Here is a 15,986-nt window from a genome sequence, read left to right on the forward strand (position 1 = left end):
CGTACCGGCCGTGTTCCGCCAAGGCGCTCATGTGCGGGGCTCCAGATCCTCCAGCCAGAGCCGCTGGAGCATGTGCCAGTCCTGCGGGTGCTCCGCGATGCCCTTCGCGAAGACGTCGGCCAGAGCCTGGGTGAGGATGGCGACCTTCTCCGCGCGGGTGCCCTCCTGCGGGACGGCGATCTCGTCGTGGAACTGCAGGCCCCAGTCGTCTCCCTCGAACCACAGGGTCGTCGGGACCAGCGCCGCCCCCGTGTGCACGGCCAGCAGGGCGGGCCCGGCGGGCATGCGCGTGGCCGAGCCGAAGAAGCCGACCTCGATCCCCTTGGCCGTGAGGTCCCGCTCCGCGGGCAGCGCGACCGCGCCCCCCGCCCTCAGCCGCTGCGACAGGGTGCCGAAGGTGTGCCCGTCCCCGCCGGTGAGCGGCAGCACCTCCATCCCCAGCCCCTGCCTGAAGGCGGTGTAGCGCAGGAACAGCGACTCCGGCCGCAGCCGTTCGGCGACGGTGGTGAACGGGTGCCCCGTCGCGCGGAACCAGGCGCCCGCCATGTCCCAATTGCCCATGTGCGGCAGCGCCATGACGACCCCCCGGCCCGCGGCGAGGTTGTCGTGGACCCGCTGGACGCCGACGGCGTGCATGCGGGAGAGGATCTCCGCCTTCGGCATGGAGGGCAGGCGGAAGACCTCGTGGAAGTAGCGGAGGTAGGAGCGCATGCCCGCACGGCTCAGCTCGCGGATCGCCGGGTCGTCCTTCGACGTGCCCTTGACCCGGGCGAGGTTGGCCTCAAGACGCAGGACGGAGGCGCCGCGACGCCTCCACAACCGGTCGGCGGCCGTCCTGAACGCCCAGGCCGTGAGGCGTTCCGGCAGGTGGGGGACGATCGCCCAGCCCGCGCCGAACCCCGCGGCGACGAGACGATCCTGGGGAGATGGCTTGCCTGTCATCGCTTTTTCCGATCAGCGGAGGGGGCGTGACGCCGAGGAGGAGGCCTGGCGGTAGACGTGCAGGAGACGCTGGACGACCGTGACCGCGCTTCCCACGGCCAGCAGCCAGAGCCCCCCCGACAGCACGTACGGCACGCCGAGCCCGCCGATCCCCGCGGCGACCAGGCCGACGACCAGCCGTTCCGGTCGTTCGACGAGACCGACGTCGCACGTCATGCCCAATCCCTCGGCCCTGGCCTTGACGTAGGACACCACGGCCCCGGCGACCAGGCAGAACAGGGCGACCATCGCCAGCGCCCGCTGTCCGTCCAGCATGAGCCAGATCACCAGCCCCGAGAAGATCCCGGCGTCGCCGACCCGGTCGAGGGTGGAGTCGAGGAAGGCGCCCCAGAGGCTTCCCGGGCCCGACATCCTGGCCATGACCCCGTCGAGCAGATCGGCCAGCACGAAAATAGTGATCACGACACTGCCGGGGAACAACTGCCCACGGGGATAGAAGAAGAGAGCCGCGGCCACGGTGCCGATTGTGCCGACCGCGGTGACCATGTTGGGGCTGATCCCCCGGCGGGCGAGCGCCCTGCCCAGGGGGGTCAGGATTCGGGTCACGGCGGGGCGCAGAAGTTTCAGCATCGCGCTCCGATCGTAGGCCACACAACCTGTGAGCGCGCATCCAACGCTCCGCGACCGGATCACCTCGGCCCTCTTGTGATATTCGCCACACGGGTATTTGGTGAACACACCGCGTCCTTGCGGTGTACGGACGCGGCGGCGGACCCCGGGGTGTGGCCGCACGCGGCCGCGCTCCTTCGGCAACGACGCAGGAGGCGACGTGGCAGAGAAGGCAACCGGCGGGACAGCGGGAGCCGCGGGTAGGGCGCCCGCGGCCGACCGGCCGGACATGATTCGCAATGTCGTACTGGTCGGCCATTCCGGCTCGGGCAAGACGACCCTCGTGGAGACGCTGCTGGCCGCGACGCGGACCGTGCAGCGCGCGGGCCGGGTCGAGGACGGCGGCACGGTCAGCGACTTCGACGAGGTCGAGGTGCGCCAGCAGCGATCGGTCAACCTGACCCTGGCCCCGCTGGTCCACAACGGCGTCAAGGTCAACCTGCTGGACACCCCCGGTTACGCCGACTTCGTGGGTGACCTGCGGGCCGGGCTGCGCGCGGCGGACGCGGCGCTCTTCGTCGTCTCCGCCTCCGAGGGGATCGACGGCCTCACCCGGATCCTCTGGGAGGAGTGCGCGGCCGTCGGGATGCCCCGCGCCGTGGTGATCACGAAGCTCGACCACCAGCGGGCCGAGTTCGACGAGGTGCTGACCGCCTGCCAGGACGCCTTCGGCGACGGCGTGGCACCGCTGTACCTTCCGGTCACCGAGGGGGGCGAGCTGAGGGGCCTGGTCGGACTGCTGACCCAGACCTTCCACGACTACACCGGCGGCAGGCGCACCGAGGGCGTCCCCGACGCCTCCCAGCGGGACAGGATCGACTTCTACCGCGCCTCCCTGATCGAGGGGATCATCCAGGAGAGCGAGGACGAGTCCCTGATGGACCGTTACCTCTCGGGTGGGGAGATCGGCACCGAGACCCTCATCGGCGACCTGGAGAAGGCCGTGGCCCGCGGGGGCTTCTATCCGGTGCTCGCCACCGGGGCGGGGGTCGGCGCCTTCGAGATCCTCGAACTCGTCACCCAGGGCTTCCCCTCCCCGCTTGAGCACCCGCTGCCCGAGATCACCACGATCGACGGCAAACCGGTCACCGACGTCACCTGCGACCCGGAGGGACCTCTCGTCGCCGAGGTCGTCAAGACCACCAGCGACCCCTATGTCGGCCGCATCAGCCTGGTCAGGGTGTTCTCCGGCACGCTGCGCCCCGACATGACCGTGCACGTCTCCGGCCACGGGCTGGCCGAGCGGGGGCACGAGGACCACGACGTGGACGAACGCATCGGCGCGCTCTCCTGCCCCCTGGGCAAGACCCAGCGCACGGTCGCCGCATGCGTGGCGGGCGACATCGCCGCGGTGGCGAAGCTGTCGCGCGCCGAGACCGGCGACACCCTGTCCGACAAGGAGCGGCCGCTGCTGATGACCGCCTGGAGCATGCCCGACCCGCTGCTGCCCGTGGCGATCCAGGCGAAGTCGAAGGCCGACGACGACAAGCTCGGGCAGGCCCTGCAGCGCCTGGTCGCCGAGGACCCCACGCTCAGGCTGGAGAACAACCCGGAGACCAGGCAGCTGGTGCTGTGGTGCATGGGCGAGGCCCACGCGGACGTCCTGCTCGACCGGCTGAGCAGGCGCCACGGCGTCGAGGTCGAGAAGATCGGGCTGCGGGTGCCGCTCAGGGAGACCTTCGGCGGCAGATGCCAGGCGCTGGGCCGCAACGTCAAGCAGACCGGCGGGCACGGCCAGTACGCCATCTGCCATCTGGAGATCGAGCCGCTGCCCTCCGGCGGGGGTTTCGAGTTCGTCGACAAGATCGTCGGCGGTGTGGTCCCGCGTCAGTTCATCCCCTCCGTCGAGAAGGGGGTGCGCACCCAGATGCAGCGCGGCGTGCTGGCCGGCTACCCGCTGGTCGACGTGCGGGTGACGCTGTACGACGGCAAGGCCCACTCGGTCGACTCCTCGGACATGGCCTTCCAGATCGCCGGGGCGCTGGCGCTGAAGGAGGCCGCCGCCAAGGTTCCCACGCTGCTGCTCGAACCGGTCGACGAGGTCACCGTGCTGGTTCCCGACGACCACGTCGGCTCGGTGATGTCGGACCTGTCCTCCCGCAGGGGACGCGTCCTGGGCACCGAGCCGGTCGGCACCGGCCGCACGCTCGTCCGCGCCGAGGTGCCCGAGCTTGAGATCACCCGTTACGCGATCGACCTGCGGTCCATGTCGCACGGCACGGGGACGTTCCACCGTGTCTTCCTGCGCTACGAGCCGCTGCCCGCCCACCTGGCGGACAAGGTCGCGAGCTGACCCGAGGGAGGCGTGGGCGTCGCCGCCCACGCCTCCCAAGGATTGACTACATAACAGTAGCGTCACGGAATGATTTCTTTTTTCAGGGCCAAAGTACCCCGGTCCCGATGACAGACTGATGAACCATGCGAACCGGACGTCCTTTGCTCGCCGCAACCGCCCTCGCTGTCCTCACGACCGGCGCGGCCTACACCTTCGGCCCGGACGCCCCTCCGGCGAAGCCGGCCAAGCACTCCAAGGCCTCCAAGACCACCAAGGCCGCCGAGTCCGCCACACAGACCGGGACCGAACCGGCTTCGGGCACACCGGCGGCGGACAGCGTGACGGCCGCCTGCGAGACGGACGCGAGATACCCCAAGCGGGAGATGCGCGGCATCTGGATCGCGACGGTGAAGAACATCGACTGGCCCTCGCGCACCGGGCTCTCGCCCGCCAAGCAGCGCGCCGAGTACGTCAAGATCCTCGACCAGGCGGTCAAACGCCGCTTCAACGCGGTGTTCTTCCAGGTCCGCCCGGCCTCGGACGCGCTGTACAAGTCATCTCTTGAGCCCTGGTCGGAGTATCTGACCGGCACGGCGGGCAAGGACCCCGGCTGGGACCCGCTGCCGTTCCTGATCGCCGAGGCCCACCGGCGCGGGCTTGAGTTCCACGCCTGGTTCAACCCCTACCGTGCCGCGTTCGAGGGGGGCGCGGAGGGGCTCCCCTCGGGCCACCCCGCCCGTGAGCACCCGGAGTGGATCGTCAAGCACGAGGGCAAGATCTACTACAACCCCGGCCTGCCCGCGGTCCGCGACCACGTCACCGCGGTCGTCAAGGACGTGGCCCAGCGCTACGACGTGGACGGCGTCCACTTCGACGACTACTTCTACCCCTATCCCGGCGCGGGCGCGCCGTTCGGCGACGACGCGGCCTTCAGGAAGTACGGCAAGGGCGCCAAGCGGGCCGACTGGCGGCGTGCCAACGTCAACGCGCTGATCTCCCAGGTCGACACGGCGGTTCACCAGGTGAAGCCGTACCTCAAGTTCGGCGTGAGCCCCTTCGGGATCTGGCGCAACAAGGCGCAGGACCCGACGGGCTCGGCCACCGGCGGCATGTCCGCCTACGACTCCATCTACGCCGACGCCCGCCACTGGATCAAGAAGGGCACGGTCGACTACGTCATCCCGCAGCTGTACTGGCCGCGCGGCTTCAAGGCGGCCGACTACGACGTGCTGGTGCCGTGGTGGGCCGCCCAGGTCAAGGGCACCGACGTCGACCTGTACATCGGGCAGGGCCTCTACCGGGTCGGGGCGACCGACACCCCGGCCTGGACCAAGGCGGGTGAGCTGGCCTCCCACCTGGCGGTGAACCGCAAGTACAAGGAGGTCAACGGCGACGTCTACTTCAGCGCCAAGCAGCTCCTGACCAACCCGCTCGGCGCGCTCGACCGGGTCGTCGCCAAGTACTACACCCGCCCCGCACTGCTGCCCCTGATCAAGGGTCTCGGCGGCAGGGCCCCGGCCACGCCCGCGGACCTGAGGGTCCAGGACGGCACGATCAGCTGGAACCCCTCCCCCGACGCCCGCTCCTACGCCGTCTACCGGGTCACCTCCGGTGAGGCCGGGGCGTGCGCGACCGCGGACGCCCGCAACCTTCTCGCCGTGGTGCCCGCCTCGGACCAGGCGCGGCAGAGTTTCACCGCGCGCGGGAGCGGGACCTACCTCGTCACCGCGCTCGACCGCCTGCAGAACGAGAGCCCAACTGCCAAGATCGTCCTACCTTGACCCGGTTGATACCGGTGATTCTCTCCTTCCGGTAGACCTCGGACGGGCTCTTCCCCTACCTTCCCGTACGGTGCCGACACTCGGCTGAGTCAGGGAGGTCTCCGGTGAGGCGAACGCTTGCCGTGTTCGCGCTGGTCCTGGGAGTGCTGTGGCCTGGGGCCGCGCACGCGGCGGCGCAACCGGCGGTCCGGGTCACGGCCCATGCGGACGGTCCCGCGCGGGTGGTGCTGATCGGGATCCCCGGTCTGCTGTGGAGCGACCTGACCCCCGAGGGCACGCCGAACCTGTGGGCCCTGGCGGGCCGGAGCGCGACCGGGTCGCTCTCGGTCCGCACGGTCGGCCGCGTGACCTGCCCCTACGACGGCTGGCTCACGGTCTCCGCCGGGATCAGGTCCGCCGTCGGGTACGGCTGCGGCCTGCCGCCCGAGCCCACCCCCGAGGGGCAGGGCGCCGTCATCCCCGGCTACGACTACCTGTACCGGGTCGCGGGGCAGCGCGGCACCGGCACGCTCGGCGACGCCGTGCACGCAGCGGGCGGCTGCACGCTCGCGGTGGGGCCCGGGGCGGCCCTCGCCCTGGCCGACCGGTCGGGGCGGGTCGACCGCTACGCCGCCTCCCCGGAACGGCTGACCCCCGGCGCGTTCGACGCGTGCCGGGTGGCCGCGGTCGACGTCGACGACCTGATCCGGCCCTACGTGACCGGCGGGCGGCTGCCCGAGGCCGAGGACGCCCTCACCCCGGAGCGGCGGGCGCAGGCGCTGCGGCTGGCGGACGCCAAGACGGGGGCGGCGCTGAACGCCCTCCCGCAGGACGCCGTCGTGCTGCTGGCGGGTCTGGGAGACCACGGGAGCGTCCCGCACCTGCGGGTGGCCATGATGCGCGCTCAGGACGCCTCGGGCCGTTTCCTCGGGGCGCCCTCGACCCACCGTGAGGACGTCTCCATCGTGCCCGACATCACGGCCACGATGCTCGGGATCACGGGCGTGGCCGTACCGCCCTCGGTGATCGGGGTGCCCTGGCGGGTGGCGGCGAGCCGTACGGACGGGGTCGAGGGGGCCAAGGCCGAACTGGTCGACGACGACGGGGCCGGCCAGGCGATCAGGGACATGGGCGGGATCTTCTTCACCTCGGTGGCCGCGCTGCAGGTGCTGTTCTACGTCGTCGCCTTCCTGCTGATGCGCCGCAGGCGCGGGCTCGGCGGGGTCAGGGTGGCCGCGGTCACGCTGGCGTGCCTGCCGGTCTCGACCTACCTGGTCAACCTTCTCGCCTGGGAGCACACGGGGACGCCGCTGGCCGCCGTGGTCGGCGGGATCGTCGTGATCACCCTGCTGCTGGCCGTGACCGCGCTGGCGGGCCCGTGGCGCCGTTCCCCGCTCGGGCCGCTGGTGTTCGTCACGGGGGTCACCGCGGCGGTCATCGCCGGTGATCTGGTGACCGGGACGAACCTGCAGTTCAACAGCGTCATGGGCTACACCGCCGTGGTCGGCGCCCGTTACTCGGGTCTGGGCAACATCCCGTTCGCGCTGTTCGCCACCTCGGTTCTGCTGGTGGTGACCTCGATCGCCCATCGGCTGGTGAGCGTGGGGCGTAAGAACGCGGCGGTAGGGATCGTGGCGACGCTGGGAGGAGTCGCGATGATCCTGGGCGGCTTCCCCGGGATCGGCAGTGACTTCGGCGGGGTGATCGCCTTCGTGCCCGGCATCGCCGTGACGGCGCTGCTGATCGCGGGCAAGCGGGTCTCGATCGTCAAGCTGGGCGCGTTCTGCGTGGCGGGCGGTGTCATCGTGATGACCATCGCCTATCTCGACCACCTGCGCCCGCCCGGCTCCCAGACCCACCTGGGCCGTTTCGTCGGCCAGATCTTCACCGGCGAGGCCTTCGAGGTGGTCAGCCGCAAGCTCGGCGCGATGCTGGGCACGCTGCTCAACCCGAACCTGATGCCGATCGTGATCGCCGCGTTCGCCTTCCTGGTCTACGCGCTGCTGCGGCCGGACGCGGCCAGCGCGGGGGTGCTGCCCGCGGCCTTCGAGTACTCCCCCACGCTGCGCGCCGGTCTGATCGGCACCCTGGTCAGCGGGGTCGTCGGCACCCTGGTCAACGACTCCGGCGCCGCCGTGCTGTCCATGGCCCTGGCGCTGGCCGTACCGCTGGTGCTCTCGGTCGGGGTCAGGGCCCTCGGCGAGAGCGGGTCCTACGCGGAGGCGGGCCAGGAGCCCGCGAGCAGTTCCCTGGTGTCGCGCAGCAGCTGAGGCAGCACCTTGGTGTGACCGACGACCGGCATGAAGTTGGTGTCCCCGCCCCAGCGGGGCACCACGTGCTGGTGCAGGTGGGCGGCGATGCCCGCTCCGGCGACGTCGCCGAGGTTCATACCCACGTTGAAGCCCTGCGCGCCGCTGGCCTTGCGCAGGGCGGTGAGCGCCCGTTTGGTGAAGTCGGCCAGCTCGGCGGTCTCCACCTCGTCGAGGTCGGCGTAGTCGGCCACGTGCCGGTAGGGGCAGACCATCAGGTGGCCGGAGTTGTACGGGTAGAGGTTGAGCAGGGCGAAGACCGCGGTTCCCCTGGCGACGATCAGGCCGTCCTCGTCGCTCAGTTCGGGGATCTCGCAGAAGGGACAGCCGTCGCCGGGGCCGGAGCCCGCCGGCTTGTTCTCCCCCTTGATGTAGGCCATCCGGTGCGGAGTCCACAGTCGCTGGAAGTTGTCAGGGACCCCAGCCCCCGCCTGCTCGATCGGCTCGCTCTCCTGCATGCATTGCAGCATAGGCCCACCGGTTTCGGGCGTCCCCAGCCGGTGCCGCCTGTATATGCGGACAAAGCGGCCTATTTTCCGGCAGAATCCTCGCGAGCATGACCACCGAAAGCCGAGGAGTACCCATGACCGACGTCTCCGTCGAAGAGATCACCGAGGAGACCGACTCTCCCGCTGAGACCCCGGCCGCCCGCCCGTTCCCGCTGAACCTCTCGGCTTCCCTCGCCACCGCTCCCGCGGTCTCCGAGAACCCGGGAACCGCCGGGGCCGCCGCGGTGGTGAAGGGCCGCATCAGGGTGGCCGACGAGGTGGTCGAGAAGGTGGCCGCCCTCGCGACCCTGGAGGTCGCCGGTGTCGTGGGGCTCGGCGAGGACCCCTCCGGCTTGCTTGAGGCGATCGGCGAGCGGGTGGCCCCCGGGGCCAGGAGGAGCGGGCGGGGTGTGAGCGCCCACGTCCAGGACCGCACGGTCGCGATCGACGTCTCGATCGTCGCGGAGTACGGCCACGTCGTGATGGACGTGGCCAACGAGGTCAAGAACAACGTGGCCCGCACGGTCAGCCGGATGCTGGGCATGCGGGTCGTCGAGGTCAACGTGGGCGTCGAGGACGTCCGCCTGCCCGGCGAGCCCGTCACCGGCCGTTCCGCCGAGGACGTCTGACCCGGTGAGCGGCCCGTGCTCCGCGTCGGAGGCACGGGCCGCGCCGGAGGCGGGGATCAGACCTGGACGCGCCGCTCGATCGCGTCGACGATCTCGTCGATCGCCTGGGCGACGGGGACGCCGTTCTTCTGCTCGCCGTTGCGGAACCTGAAGGAGACCGCGTCGTTGGCGATGTCCTCGTCACCGGCCAGGAGCATGAACGGCACCTTGGCCTTCTGCGCGTTGCGGATCTTCTTCTGCATGCGGTCGCCGGAGGCGTCGACCTCGATCCTGACGCCCCGCTCGCGGGCCTTCTTGGCCAGGTCCTGAAGGTAGGGGACGTGGGCGTCGCCGATCGGGATGCCGACGACCTGCACGGGGGCGAGCCAGGGAGGGAAGGCGCCCGCGTAGTGCTCGACCAGGACGCCGAAGAAGCGCTCGATCGAGCCGAACAGCGCCCGGTGGATCATGATGGGCTGCTGGCGCGTGCCGTCCGACGACTGGTACTCCAGCTCGAAGAGCTTCGGCAGGTTGAAGTCGAGCTGGATGGTCGACATCTGCCAGCTGCGCCCGATGGCGTCACGCGCCTGCACGGAGATCTTCGGCCCGTAGAAGGCGGCCCCGCCGGGGTCGAGGACGAGGTCGAGGTTCTCCGACTCGGCGACCTCGCGCAGTGTCGCGGTCGCCTCCTCCCAGTCCTCGTCGGAGCCGACGAACTTCTCCGGGTCCTTGGTGGACAACTCAAGGTAGAAGTCGTCGAGGCCGTAGTCGCGCAGCAGGTCGAGGACGAACCTCAGCAGCGACTTCAGCTCGTCGCGCATCTGGTCGCGGGTGCAGTAGATGTGCGCGTCGTCCTGGGTCAGGCCGCGCACCCGGGTCAGGCCGTGGACCACGCCCGACTTCTCGTAGCGGTAGACGGTGCCGAACTCGAACAGCCGCAGCGGCAGCTCACGGTAGGAACGCCCGCGCGACCTGAAGATCAGGTTGTGCATCGGGCAGTTCATCGGCTTGAGGTAGTAGCTGGCCCCCTCAAGCTCCATGGGCGGGAACATGCCGTCGGCGTACCAGTCGAGGTGACCGGAGATCTCGTAGAGGTGGCCCTTGGTGATGTGCGGGGTGTTGACGAAGGAGTAGTCCGCCTCCTCGTGCCTGCGCCGCGAGTAGTCTTCGAGCACCCTGCGGATCACGCCGCCCTTGGGGTGGAAGACCGGCAGCCCTGAGCCGAGCTCCTCGGGGAAGGAGAACAGGTCGAGTTCGGCGCCCAGCTTGCGGTGGTCGCGCTTCTCGGCCTCCTCCAGCATGTGGAGGTACTCGTCCTGCCGCTCCCTGGACTCCCACGCGGTGCCGTAGATGCGCTGCAGCTGCGGGTTCTTCTCGCTGCCCCGCCAGTAGGCGCCGCCGGTGCGCATCAGCTTGAACGCCGGGATGGAACGGGTGCTGGGCACGTGCGGGCCCCGGCACAGGTCCTTCCAGCACAGCTCGCCGGACTTGGGGTCGAGGTTGTCGTAGATGGTCAGCTCGGCGCCGCCCACCTCGACGCTCTCCTCGGCGTCGCCGCCGCCCTTGAGCCCGATCAGCTCCAGCTTGTACGGCTCGGCCGCCAGCTCCGCGCGCGCCTCCTCGTCGGAGACCCTCCTGCGGGAGAAGAGCTGCCCCTGCTTGACGATCTCCCGCATGCGCTTCTCGATGCGCTTGAGGTCGTCGGGGGTGAAGGGGTCCTTGACGTCGAAGTCGTAGTAGAAGCCGTTCTCGACCGGCGGGCCGATGCCGAGCCTGGCCTCGGGGAAGATCTCCTGCACCGCCTGGGCCATGACGTGGGCGGTCGAGTGGCGCACGATGGCCCGGCCGTCGGCGCTGGCCGCCTCGACGGGCTCGACCCGGTCGCCCTCGGACACCACGGCCGCGAGGTCCCTCAGCTCGCCGTTCACCCTGGCGGCGACTACCGAGCGGCCGTCCGCCCCGAGGGCGTCGCCGTACGTCGTGCCCCCCGCCACCACACGCTCGGCTCCGGCGAGGGTGATGCGCAGTTCTGACACGGCCGACACGGTTGCTCCTCGGTATGCGTGACGCTGGTTCTCGGGAAACCCGACTATGGATCCGATGCTACCGGTGTCCGCCACGCCTTTTTCCAGCGCGCCGCCGGGGCCGGTAGCCCAGTGAGGTGAGCTGCGCCCTGGTCCCCCGGAAGACGTTGCGGTCCAGCGGTTCGTGACAGTACTGGTGGATCGTCCATCTGTGCCACGGCTGCGGGATCTCCGGCCTGCCCGTCGGATGGTCGGGGGCGGCGATCCACAGCGGGTGGTCCTCAAGCCCGGCGCAGTTGCCCGCGTCGGCGAAGGCCAGAAAGGTGTAGATCACCGGCCTGACCCTCGCGCGGGCGGTGACGGCCTCGCACCAGGCGCGCGCGAAACGGGCCACCTTCCTGGGCGGCAGCCGGTCACCGGTCTCCAGGTCGAGGGCGATCAGGTCTCCGTGGCGCAGCCCGCCCGCCCGTTCGACCGTCCCGAGGAAGCGGCGCGCCTGGTCCTCCGGGTCGCCCGCGGGCCTGGCGAAGTGATAGGCGCCGCAGACGATCCAGTTCTCCCGCATGCCGGTCCAGTTGCGCTCGAACCACCGGTCGGTGAAGGTGCTCCCCTCGGTGGCCTTGGCGAAGGCGAAGGACACGCCGTTGTCGGCGTGCCCGCCCCAGTCGACCGCCCCCTGCCAGTTCGACACGTCGATGCCGTGCAACATGGGCAACATGGCGGCCAGGCTATTGACGGAGAGGCTTGCGCACACGCCGGCCACACCCTCGCCGTACGGCCGTTGCACCCGCTTTGACTAGGCTTGGTCGGCGTGAACGCAGCAGCTCAGACCTCCGGCGCCCACGGCGTCGGCATCGCCACCATCGCCTCAGACGGCACCGTGCTCGACACCTGGTTCCCCGACCCGCGCCTGGGTGACCCCGCCTCGCCGGGCACCAGGCGGCTGACCGCCCAGGAGGCCGCCGAGGCCCTCGGCCCCGAGGTCACCGCGCTTCTCGGACCGGACGATGCCAGGGGAGTCGAGGTGGTCGCGGTCTTCACCGGGATCACCAAGCTGTCGGAGGCCCCCGCCGACACCCACGACGTCTACCTCCGTCTCCACCTGCTCTCCGCCCGGCTCGTCCAGCCGCACGGGCAGAACCTGGACGGCATCTTCGGCCTGCTCGCCAACGTGGTGTGGACCAGCCACGGCCCGTGCCCCGTCGAGGGCTTCGAGGCCGTACGGCTGCGCCTGCGCGCGCGTGGTCCGGTGACCGTCCACGGCGTGGACAAGTTCCCCCGGATGGCCGACTACGTGATGCCCTCCGGAGTGCGGATCGCCGACGCCGACCGGGTCCGCCTCGGCGCCCACCTGGCCGCGGGCACGACCGTGATGCACGAGGGGTTCGTCAACTTCAACGCGGGCACGCTCGGCACGTCCATGGTCGAGGGCCGCATCTCGGCGGGCGTGGTGGTCGGCGACGGCTCCGACGTCGGCGGCGGCGCCTCGATCATGGGCACCCTGTCCGGCGGCGGCAAGCAGGTCATCTCCATCGGGAGCCGCTGCCTGCTCGGCGCCAACAGCGGCGTGGGCATCTCGCTGGGCGACGACTGCGTCGTCGAGGCGGGCCTGTACGTCACGGCCGGGACGAAGGTCGTCCTGCCCGACGGGAAGGTCGCCAAGGCCGCCGAGCTCTCCGGCTCGCCGGGCCTGCTGTTCCGCCGTAACTCCACCTCCGGGGCCGTCGAGGTCGTGCCGCGCTCCGGCACGGGCATCGAGCTCAACAGCGCCCTGCACGCCAACGACTGACCTCACACGCCCACCGCGCTCCGGCGGCCTGCGGGATGTCACCCCGGGGCCGCCCGCCTGCCAAGGTTATCCCGGCGGACCTGGCACAGGCGGGGAGGACGGCATGGACGGTCGGGAGATGGCACGCGATGAGCCGGGGACGGCGGCGGCCCGGCTGGTCACCGGCGTCTTCGCCCCGCAGGTGCTGGTCATCGCGCTGCCCCCGGTCGTCGGGCTGCTGGCCGACGGCTGGCCGGGCGTCCTGTGGGGCCTGGGGACCTCGGCGCTGTGCGGCGGGGTCCCCGCCGGGGTGATCGCGGCCGGGGTCCGCTCGGGGCGGCTCGACTCCCACCATCTGGTCGACCGCGCGAGCCGGACGAAGCCGCTGCTGGTCGCCGTCTGCGCGGTGCTGGCCGCGCTGGTGCTGCTGGTCCTGCTGCGGGCGCCCACGCTGCTGGTCTCCACGGTGACCGCGATGCTGGCCGCCCTCGCGGTGACGGTCCCGGTCACGCTCAGGTGGAAGATCTCCTTCCACGCCGCCGTGTCCGCGGGGAGCGTCGTCGTGCTCTCCAGGGTGCTGCCCGCCGTACCGACGCTGGCCGCGGGGGCGCTGGTCGTGGCCGTCGTCTGCTGGGCCAGGGTACGGCTGGGCCACCACACCCCGCCCCAGGTCGCCGTCGGGGCGCTGACCGGGCTCGGCACCGCGTGGGTGACGCTGACCGCGTTCGGCCTCTGACAGGAGGGCGGTCATGACGGCGGGCGTCACAGGAGGGTCTTGAGGAACTCCCGTGTCCTGCGGCCCTCGGCGAACACCGCGGCGGCGAAGTCGGTGACCCCGGCCTTGGCGAGCTCGCCGATCCTGGCGGAGACGCTCTCCTCGTCCCCGATGATCGCGACGTCCGCCGGGCCCGCGGCCCCCTCCCGGTCGAGGACCGCCCGGTAGGACGGCAGCTCACCGTAGAGCGCGAACAGCTCGGCGGCCTTCGCCCTCGCGGCCTCGGCGTCGTCGGTGACACAGACCGGCAGGACGCACACGATCCTGGGCGCGGGCCGTCCCGCCGCCCTCGCGGCCTCGGTCACGGCGGGCGCGATGTGCTCGGTCACGGTCTTGGGGCCGGTCATCCACAGCACGGTTCCGTCGGCCAGCTCTCCCGCCAGCTTGAGCATGCGTGGGGCCAGCGCGGCGACCAGCACGGGCAGGTTCCCGGCGCCGGGGGTGGTCAGCCCGATCCGCGCGGTGAGGGTCTCGCCCTCGAAGGCCACCTGCTCGCCGCGCAGGAGAGGCACCAGGACGGAGAGGTACTCCCGCATGTACCTGGCAGGCCGGTCGAAGCTGTAGCCGTACATGCCCTCGATGACGACCTTGTGCGACAGGCCGACGCCCAGGGCGAGCCTGCCGTCGAGGGCGGTGTTGACCGTGAGCGCCTGCTGGGCCAGAGCCGCCGGATGGCGCGGATAGGCGGGCACGACGGAGGTGCCCAGTTCGATCCCGGGCACCTGACCACCCGCGACGGCCAGCGCGGTCAGCGCGTCGAGGCCGAAGATGTTGGACAGCCAGGCGGAGGAGAAGCCGTCGTCGGCCGCCCTCTCGATCTGCCTGCGCAGGTTCACCAGTTCGCCGGGGCCCGCCGGCTCACCGAGTGACAGTCCGATCCGCACCACAGAACTCCGTTCTCGTGACTGCGGCCAGTTTAGGCACCTGTTGATCGTTTTTCGGAGAACGCGACTCCCGGCGCGTTCACAGCCTGGAGCCGGAGACCATCGGGGTGACGTCGAGCCTGCCGTCGCCGCAGACCACACCGGCGAAGGGGATCTCCAGGTGCGCCACCTCGTCCGGCGGAATGATCATCAGGCGTGCCGCGGACGGGCACGAGGTCTCGCGACCGCTCGGCACCGTGGTCCAGTGGAGTCTGGCGTGCGCCGAGGCCCCGGGGCGCAGTGTCACCCGGTGCGCCGGGACGTTCTCCCTGCGGACCCTGGTGCGCAGGGCGTCCCCCTTGGCGTCGAACATGACCAGGCCGACGAAGCCGTAGACCCAGCAGCTCCTCGCCGAGGTGTTGGTGAGCACCAGCGGCGCGTACCGCTGCCCCGCCCCCGCGTCCACCCGGCCGACGCCCGCCCTGAGCCCCTCGGTACGGCAGCGCCCGGCGGCCGCGGTGGACAGGCTCGCCCCCTCGAACACCGCCGTCCCGGTGCTCTGCTGTGTCCCCGTGCCCGCCGGGGGGCCGGTGGGTCGTGCCGGGACCGGTGCGGCGGCCGTCCCGGAGAGCGCGGGCGGGGCGCACGCGGTGACGGCGGCCAGCACCGCCGCCGTCACCAGGGAGGCCGCCGGGCCACGTCGTGTCCTGTTTCTCCATTCCATATTTTCTTGGACACACGGCGCCCGGGTTTTGTTGGCGTGCCTCGCCGGCCAGGCGTACCCCGTGGTCACGGCGGCCCGCCGGGTCGCCGTGACCGCGCGTGACGACACCGACCAGCAGGTCTCAAAGAAGCTCTACCTCACCACGAGCACGGTCGAACGGCGCCTCACGAAGACCTACCGCGAACTGGGCGCCGGAAGCCGCACCGATCCGTCCTTCGAACCGGAGTGCCTTCCCATGCCGAGCATGTCGTCCGGCGGGTACGGGCTCCCCGCAGGCCGGGAAGGAGGAGCCGCCGTCGACCATGGCGGAGAGCGGGTCGTGATCCTCGCCTTCGGCGGAGGGGGCCCTTCCATGTCTGCATCCGGGGCCGGACAGCAGCAGGCCCGGAGGTTCGGGTAAACCTCCGGGCCCATGTCTGCGTCTTACTCGCGTGGGCGATACTGGGATCGAACCAGTGACCTCTTCGGTGTGAACGAAGCGCTCTCCCGCTGAGCTAATCGCCCGCCCTGTCGGCGCCTGATGGTGTCGACGTGGAAAACCATACAGCAATCCGAGAGCACTGGCGAAGCGACGCGGGAGAGGAGACGATCTTGAAGGCGCGACACGGACGCGAACCAAAGGTCCGTGGATGCGTCCAGCAGGGGGCTACGGTGTCATAGCATCGTCCTGATCCGTAGAAGCACCGTACGACCCAGGCTCAACCTCTATGGCCCGAGACGCCCCGGCAGGGGGAGTCGACGGTGACCAAAACGATACGCAAAACCCTTGCAAATATGGCCC

The 15,986-nt window shown here is 70.9% G+C and carries 14 protein-coding genes and 1 tRNA gene; 7 read left to right on the forward strand and 8 right to left on the reverse strand.

Annotation, left to right across the window (positions count from 1 at the left end):
• Positions 1-27: 27 nt before the first annotated feature.
• Both ABZ470_RS12725 and pgsA read right to left on the reverse strand, forming a co-directional pair.
• The gene (locus ABZ470_RS12725) at positions 28-942 is read right to left on the reverse strand and encodes a phosphatidylinositol mannoside acyltransferase (protein ID WP_352011669.1); all 915 of its coding nucleotides are present in this window, start codon (positions 940-942) and stop codon (positions 28-30) included.
• A gap of 12 nt (positions 943-954) precedes the next feature.
• The gene (pgsA, locus tag ABZ470_RS12730) at positions 955-1,572 is read right to left on the reverse strand and encodes a phosphatidylinositol phosphate synthase (RefSeq protein ID WP_362775845.1); all 618 of its coding nucleotides are present in this window, start codon (positions 1,570-1,572) and stop codon (positions 955-957) included.
• 199 nt (positions 1,573-1,771) lie between these two features.
• On the opposite strand from pgsA, the gene ABZ470_RS12735 reads away from it, so the two are divergent.
• The 3 genes from ABZ470_RS12735 to ABZ470_RS12745 all read left to right on the forward strand — a co-directional run bounded on the left by ABZ470_RS12735 (position 1,772) and on the right by ABZ470_RS12745 (position 7,916).
• A complete protein-coding gene (locus ABZ470_RS12735) occupies positions 1,772-3,904 on the forward strand; it encodes an elongation factor G-like protein EF-G2 (RefSeq protein WP_362911429.1) in 2,133 nt (710 codons plus the stop codon).
• Between the two features lie 125 nt (positions 3,905-4,029).
• A complete protein-coding gene (locus ABZ470_RS12740) occupies positions 4,030-5,667 on the forward strand; it encodes a family 10 glycosylhydrolase (protein ID WP_362911430.1) in 1,638 nt (545 codons plus the stop codon).
• Positions 5,668-5,771: 104 nt separating this feature from the next.
• Entirely contained in the window at positions 5,772-7,916 is a 2,145-nt protein-coding gene (locus ABZ470_RS12745; protein WP_362911431.1) for a hypothetical protein, read from the forward strand.
• Here the strand turns inward: ABZ470_RS12745 and ABZ470_RS12750 are convergent.
• Positions 7,859-8,413, reverse strand: coding sequence for an HIT domain-containing protein (locus ABZ470_RS12750; RefSeq protein ID WP_352011664.1), 555 nt, complete (start codon positions 8,411-8,413; stop codon positions 7,859-7,861). The genes ABZ470_RS12745 and ABZ470_RS12750 overlap by 58 nt on opposite strands.
• A 125-nt stretch (positions 8,414-8,538) precedes the next feature.
• On the opposite strand from ABZ470_RS12750, the gene ABZ470_RS12755 reads away from it, so the two are divergent.
• On the forward strand, positions 8,539-9,072 hold the full coding sequence (locus tag ABZ470_RS12755) for an Asp23/Gls24 family envelope stress response protein (protein WP_362911432.1): 534 nt from the start codon (positions 8,539-8,541) through the stop codon (positions 9,070-9,072).
• Between the two features lie 56 nt (positions 9,073-9,128).
• Here ABZ470_RS12755 and thrS read toward each other — a convergent pair whose 3' ends face one another.
• Together thrS and ABZ470_RS12765 are read right to left on the reverse strand one after the other, a co-directional pair.
• Entirely contained in the window at positions 9,129-11,096 is a 1,968-nt protein-coding gene (gene thrS, locus ABZ470_RS12760) for a threonine--tRNA ligase (RefSeq protein ID WP_362911433.1), read from the reverse strand.
• 58 nt (positions 11,097-11,154) lie between these two features.
• Positions 11,155-11,793, reverse strand: coding sequence for a GH25 family lysozyme (locus ABZ470_RS12765; protein WP_362911434.1), 639 nt, complete (start codon positions 11,791-11,793; stop codon positions 11,155-11,157).
• A gap of 93 nt (positions 11,794-11,886) precedes the next feature.
• On the opposite strand from ABZ470_RS12765, the gene dapD reads away from it, so the two are divergent.
• Together dapD and ABZ470_RS12775 are read left to right on the forward strand one after the other, a co-directional pair.
• Positions 11,887-12,864 (forward strand): 2,3,4,5-tetrahydropyridine-2,6-dicarboxylate N-succinyltransferase, encoded by a 978-nt coding sequence (gene dapD / locus ABZ470_RS12770; protein ID WP_352011660.1) that lies wholly within the window; start codon positions 11,887-11,889, stop codon positions 12,862-12,864.
• A gap of 118 nt (positions 12,865-12,982) precedes the next feature.
• Positions 12,983-13,579 (forward strand): hypothetical protein, encoded by a 597-nt coding sequence (locus ABZ470_RS12775; protein ID WP_352011659.1) that lies wholly within the window; start codon positions 12,983-12,985, stop codon positions 13,577-13,579.
• A 26-nt stretch (positions 13,580-13,605) separates the two neighbouring features.
• Here ABZ470_RS12775 and ABZ470_RS12780 read toward each other — a convergent pair whose 3' ends face one another.
• Both ABZ470_RS12780 and ABZ470_RS12785 read right to left on the reverse strand, forming a co-directional pair.
• Complete coding sequence (locus ABZ470_RS12780; protein ID WP_362911435.1) at positions 13,606-14,502, reverse strand: TIGR03564 family F420-dependent LLM class oxidoreductase; 897 nt, start codon at positions 14,500-14,502, stop codon at positions 13,606-13,608.
• Positions 14,503-14,581: 79 nt separating this feature from the next.
• On the reverse strand, positions 14,582-15,205 hold the full coding sequence (locus tag ABZ470_RS12785; RefSeq protein ID WP_362911436.1) for a DUF4232 domain-containing protein: 624 nt from the start codon (positions 15,203-15,205) through the stop codon (positions 14,582-14,584).
• A 61-nt stretch (positions 15,206-15,266) separates the two neighbouring features.
• Here ABZ470_RS12785 and ABZ470_RS12790 point away from each other — a divergent pair, with 61 nt between their 5' ends.
• The gene (locus ABZ470_RS12790; RefSeq protein ID WP_362911437.1) at positions 15,267-15,605 is read left to right on the forward strand and encodes a hypothetical protein; all 339 of its coding nucleotides are present in this window, start codon (positions 15,267-15,269) and stop codon (positions 15,603-15,605) included.
• A gap of 32 nt (positions 15,606-15,637) precedes the next feature.
• Here ABZ470_RS12790 and ABZ470_RS12795 read toward each other — a convergent pair.
• Positions 15,638-15,709 (reverse strand) — tRNA-Val (locus tag ABZ470_RS12795).
• Between the last annotated feature and the right edge of the window lie 277 nt (positions 15,710-15,986).

Source organism: Streptosporangium sp. NPDC020072 (genome assembly GCF_040631445.1).
Taxonomy (GTDB): domain Bacteria; phylum Actinomycetota; class Actinomycetes; order Streptosporangiales; family Streptosporangiaceae; genus Streptosporangium.

Bases quoted from the DNA above. Each gene is read 5' to 3' on its own strand.
- ABZ470_RS12725 (WP_352011669.1), bottom strand. From the start codon at position 942: ATGACAGGCAAGCCATCTCCCCAGGATCGTCTCGTCGCCGCGGGGTTC.
- ABZ470_RS12750 (WP_352011664.1), bottom strand. From the start codon at position 8,413: ATGCAGGAGAGCGAGCCGATCGAGCAGGCGGGGGCTGGGGTCCCTGAC.
- ABZ470_RS12765 (WP_362911434.1), bottom strand. From the start codon at position 11,793: ATGTTGCCCATGTTGCACGGCATCGACGTGTCGAACTGGCAGGGGGCG.
- ABZ470_RS12740 (WP_362911430.1), top strand. From the start codon at position 4,030: ATGCGAACCGGACGTCCTTTGCTCGCCGCAACCGCCCTCGCTGTCCTC.
- pgsA (WP_362775845.1), bottom strand. From the start codon at position 1,572: ATGCTGAAACTTCTGCGCCCCGCCGTGACCCGAATCCTGACCCCCCTG.
- ABZ470_RS12785 (WP_362911436.1), bottom strand. From the start codon at position 15,205: ATGGAATGGAGAAACAGGACACGACGTGGCCCGGCGGCCTCCCTGGTG.
- ABZ470_RS12755 (WP_362911432.1), top strand. From the start codon at position 8,539: ATGACCGACGTCTCCGTCGAAGAGATCACCGAGGAGACCGACTCTCCC.
- ABZ470_RS12775 (WP_352011659.1), top strand. From the start codon at position 12,983: ATGGCACGCGATGAGCCGGGGACGGCGGCGGCCCGGCTGGTCACCGGC.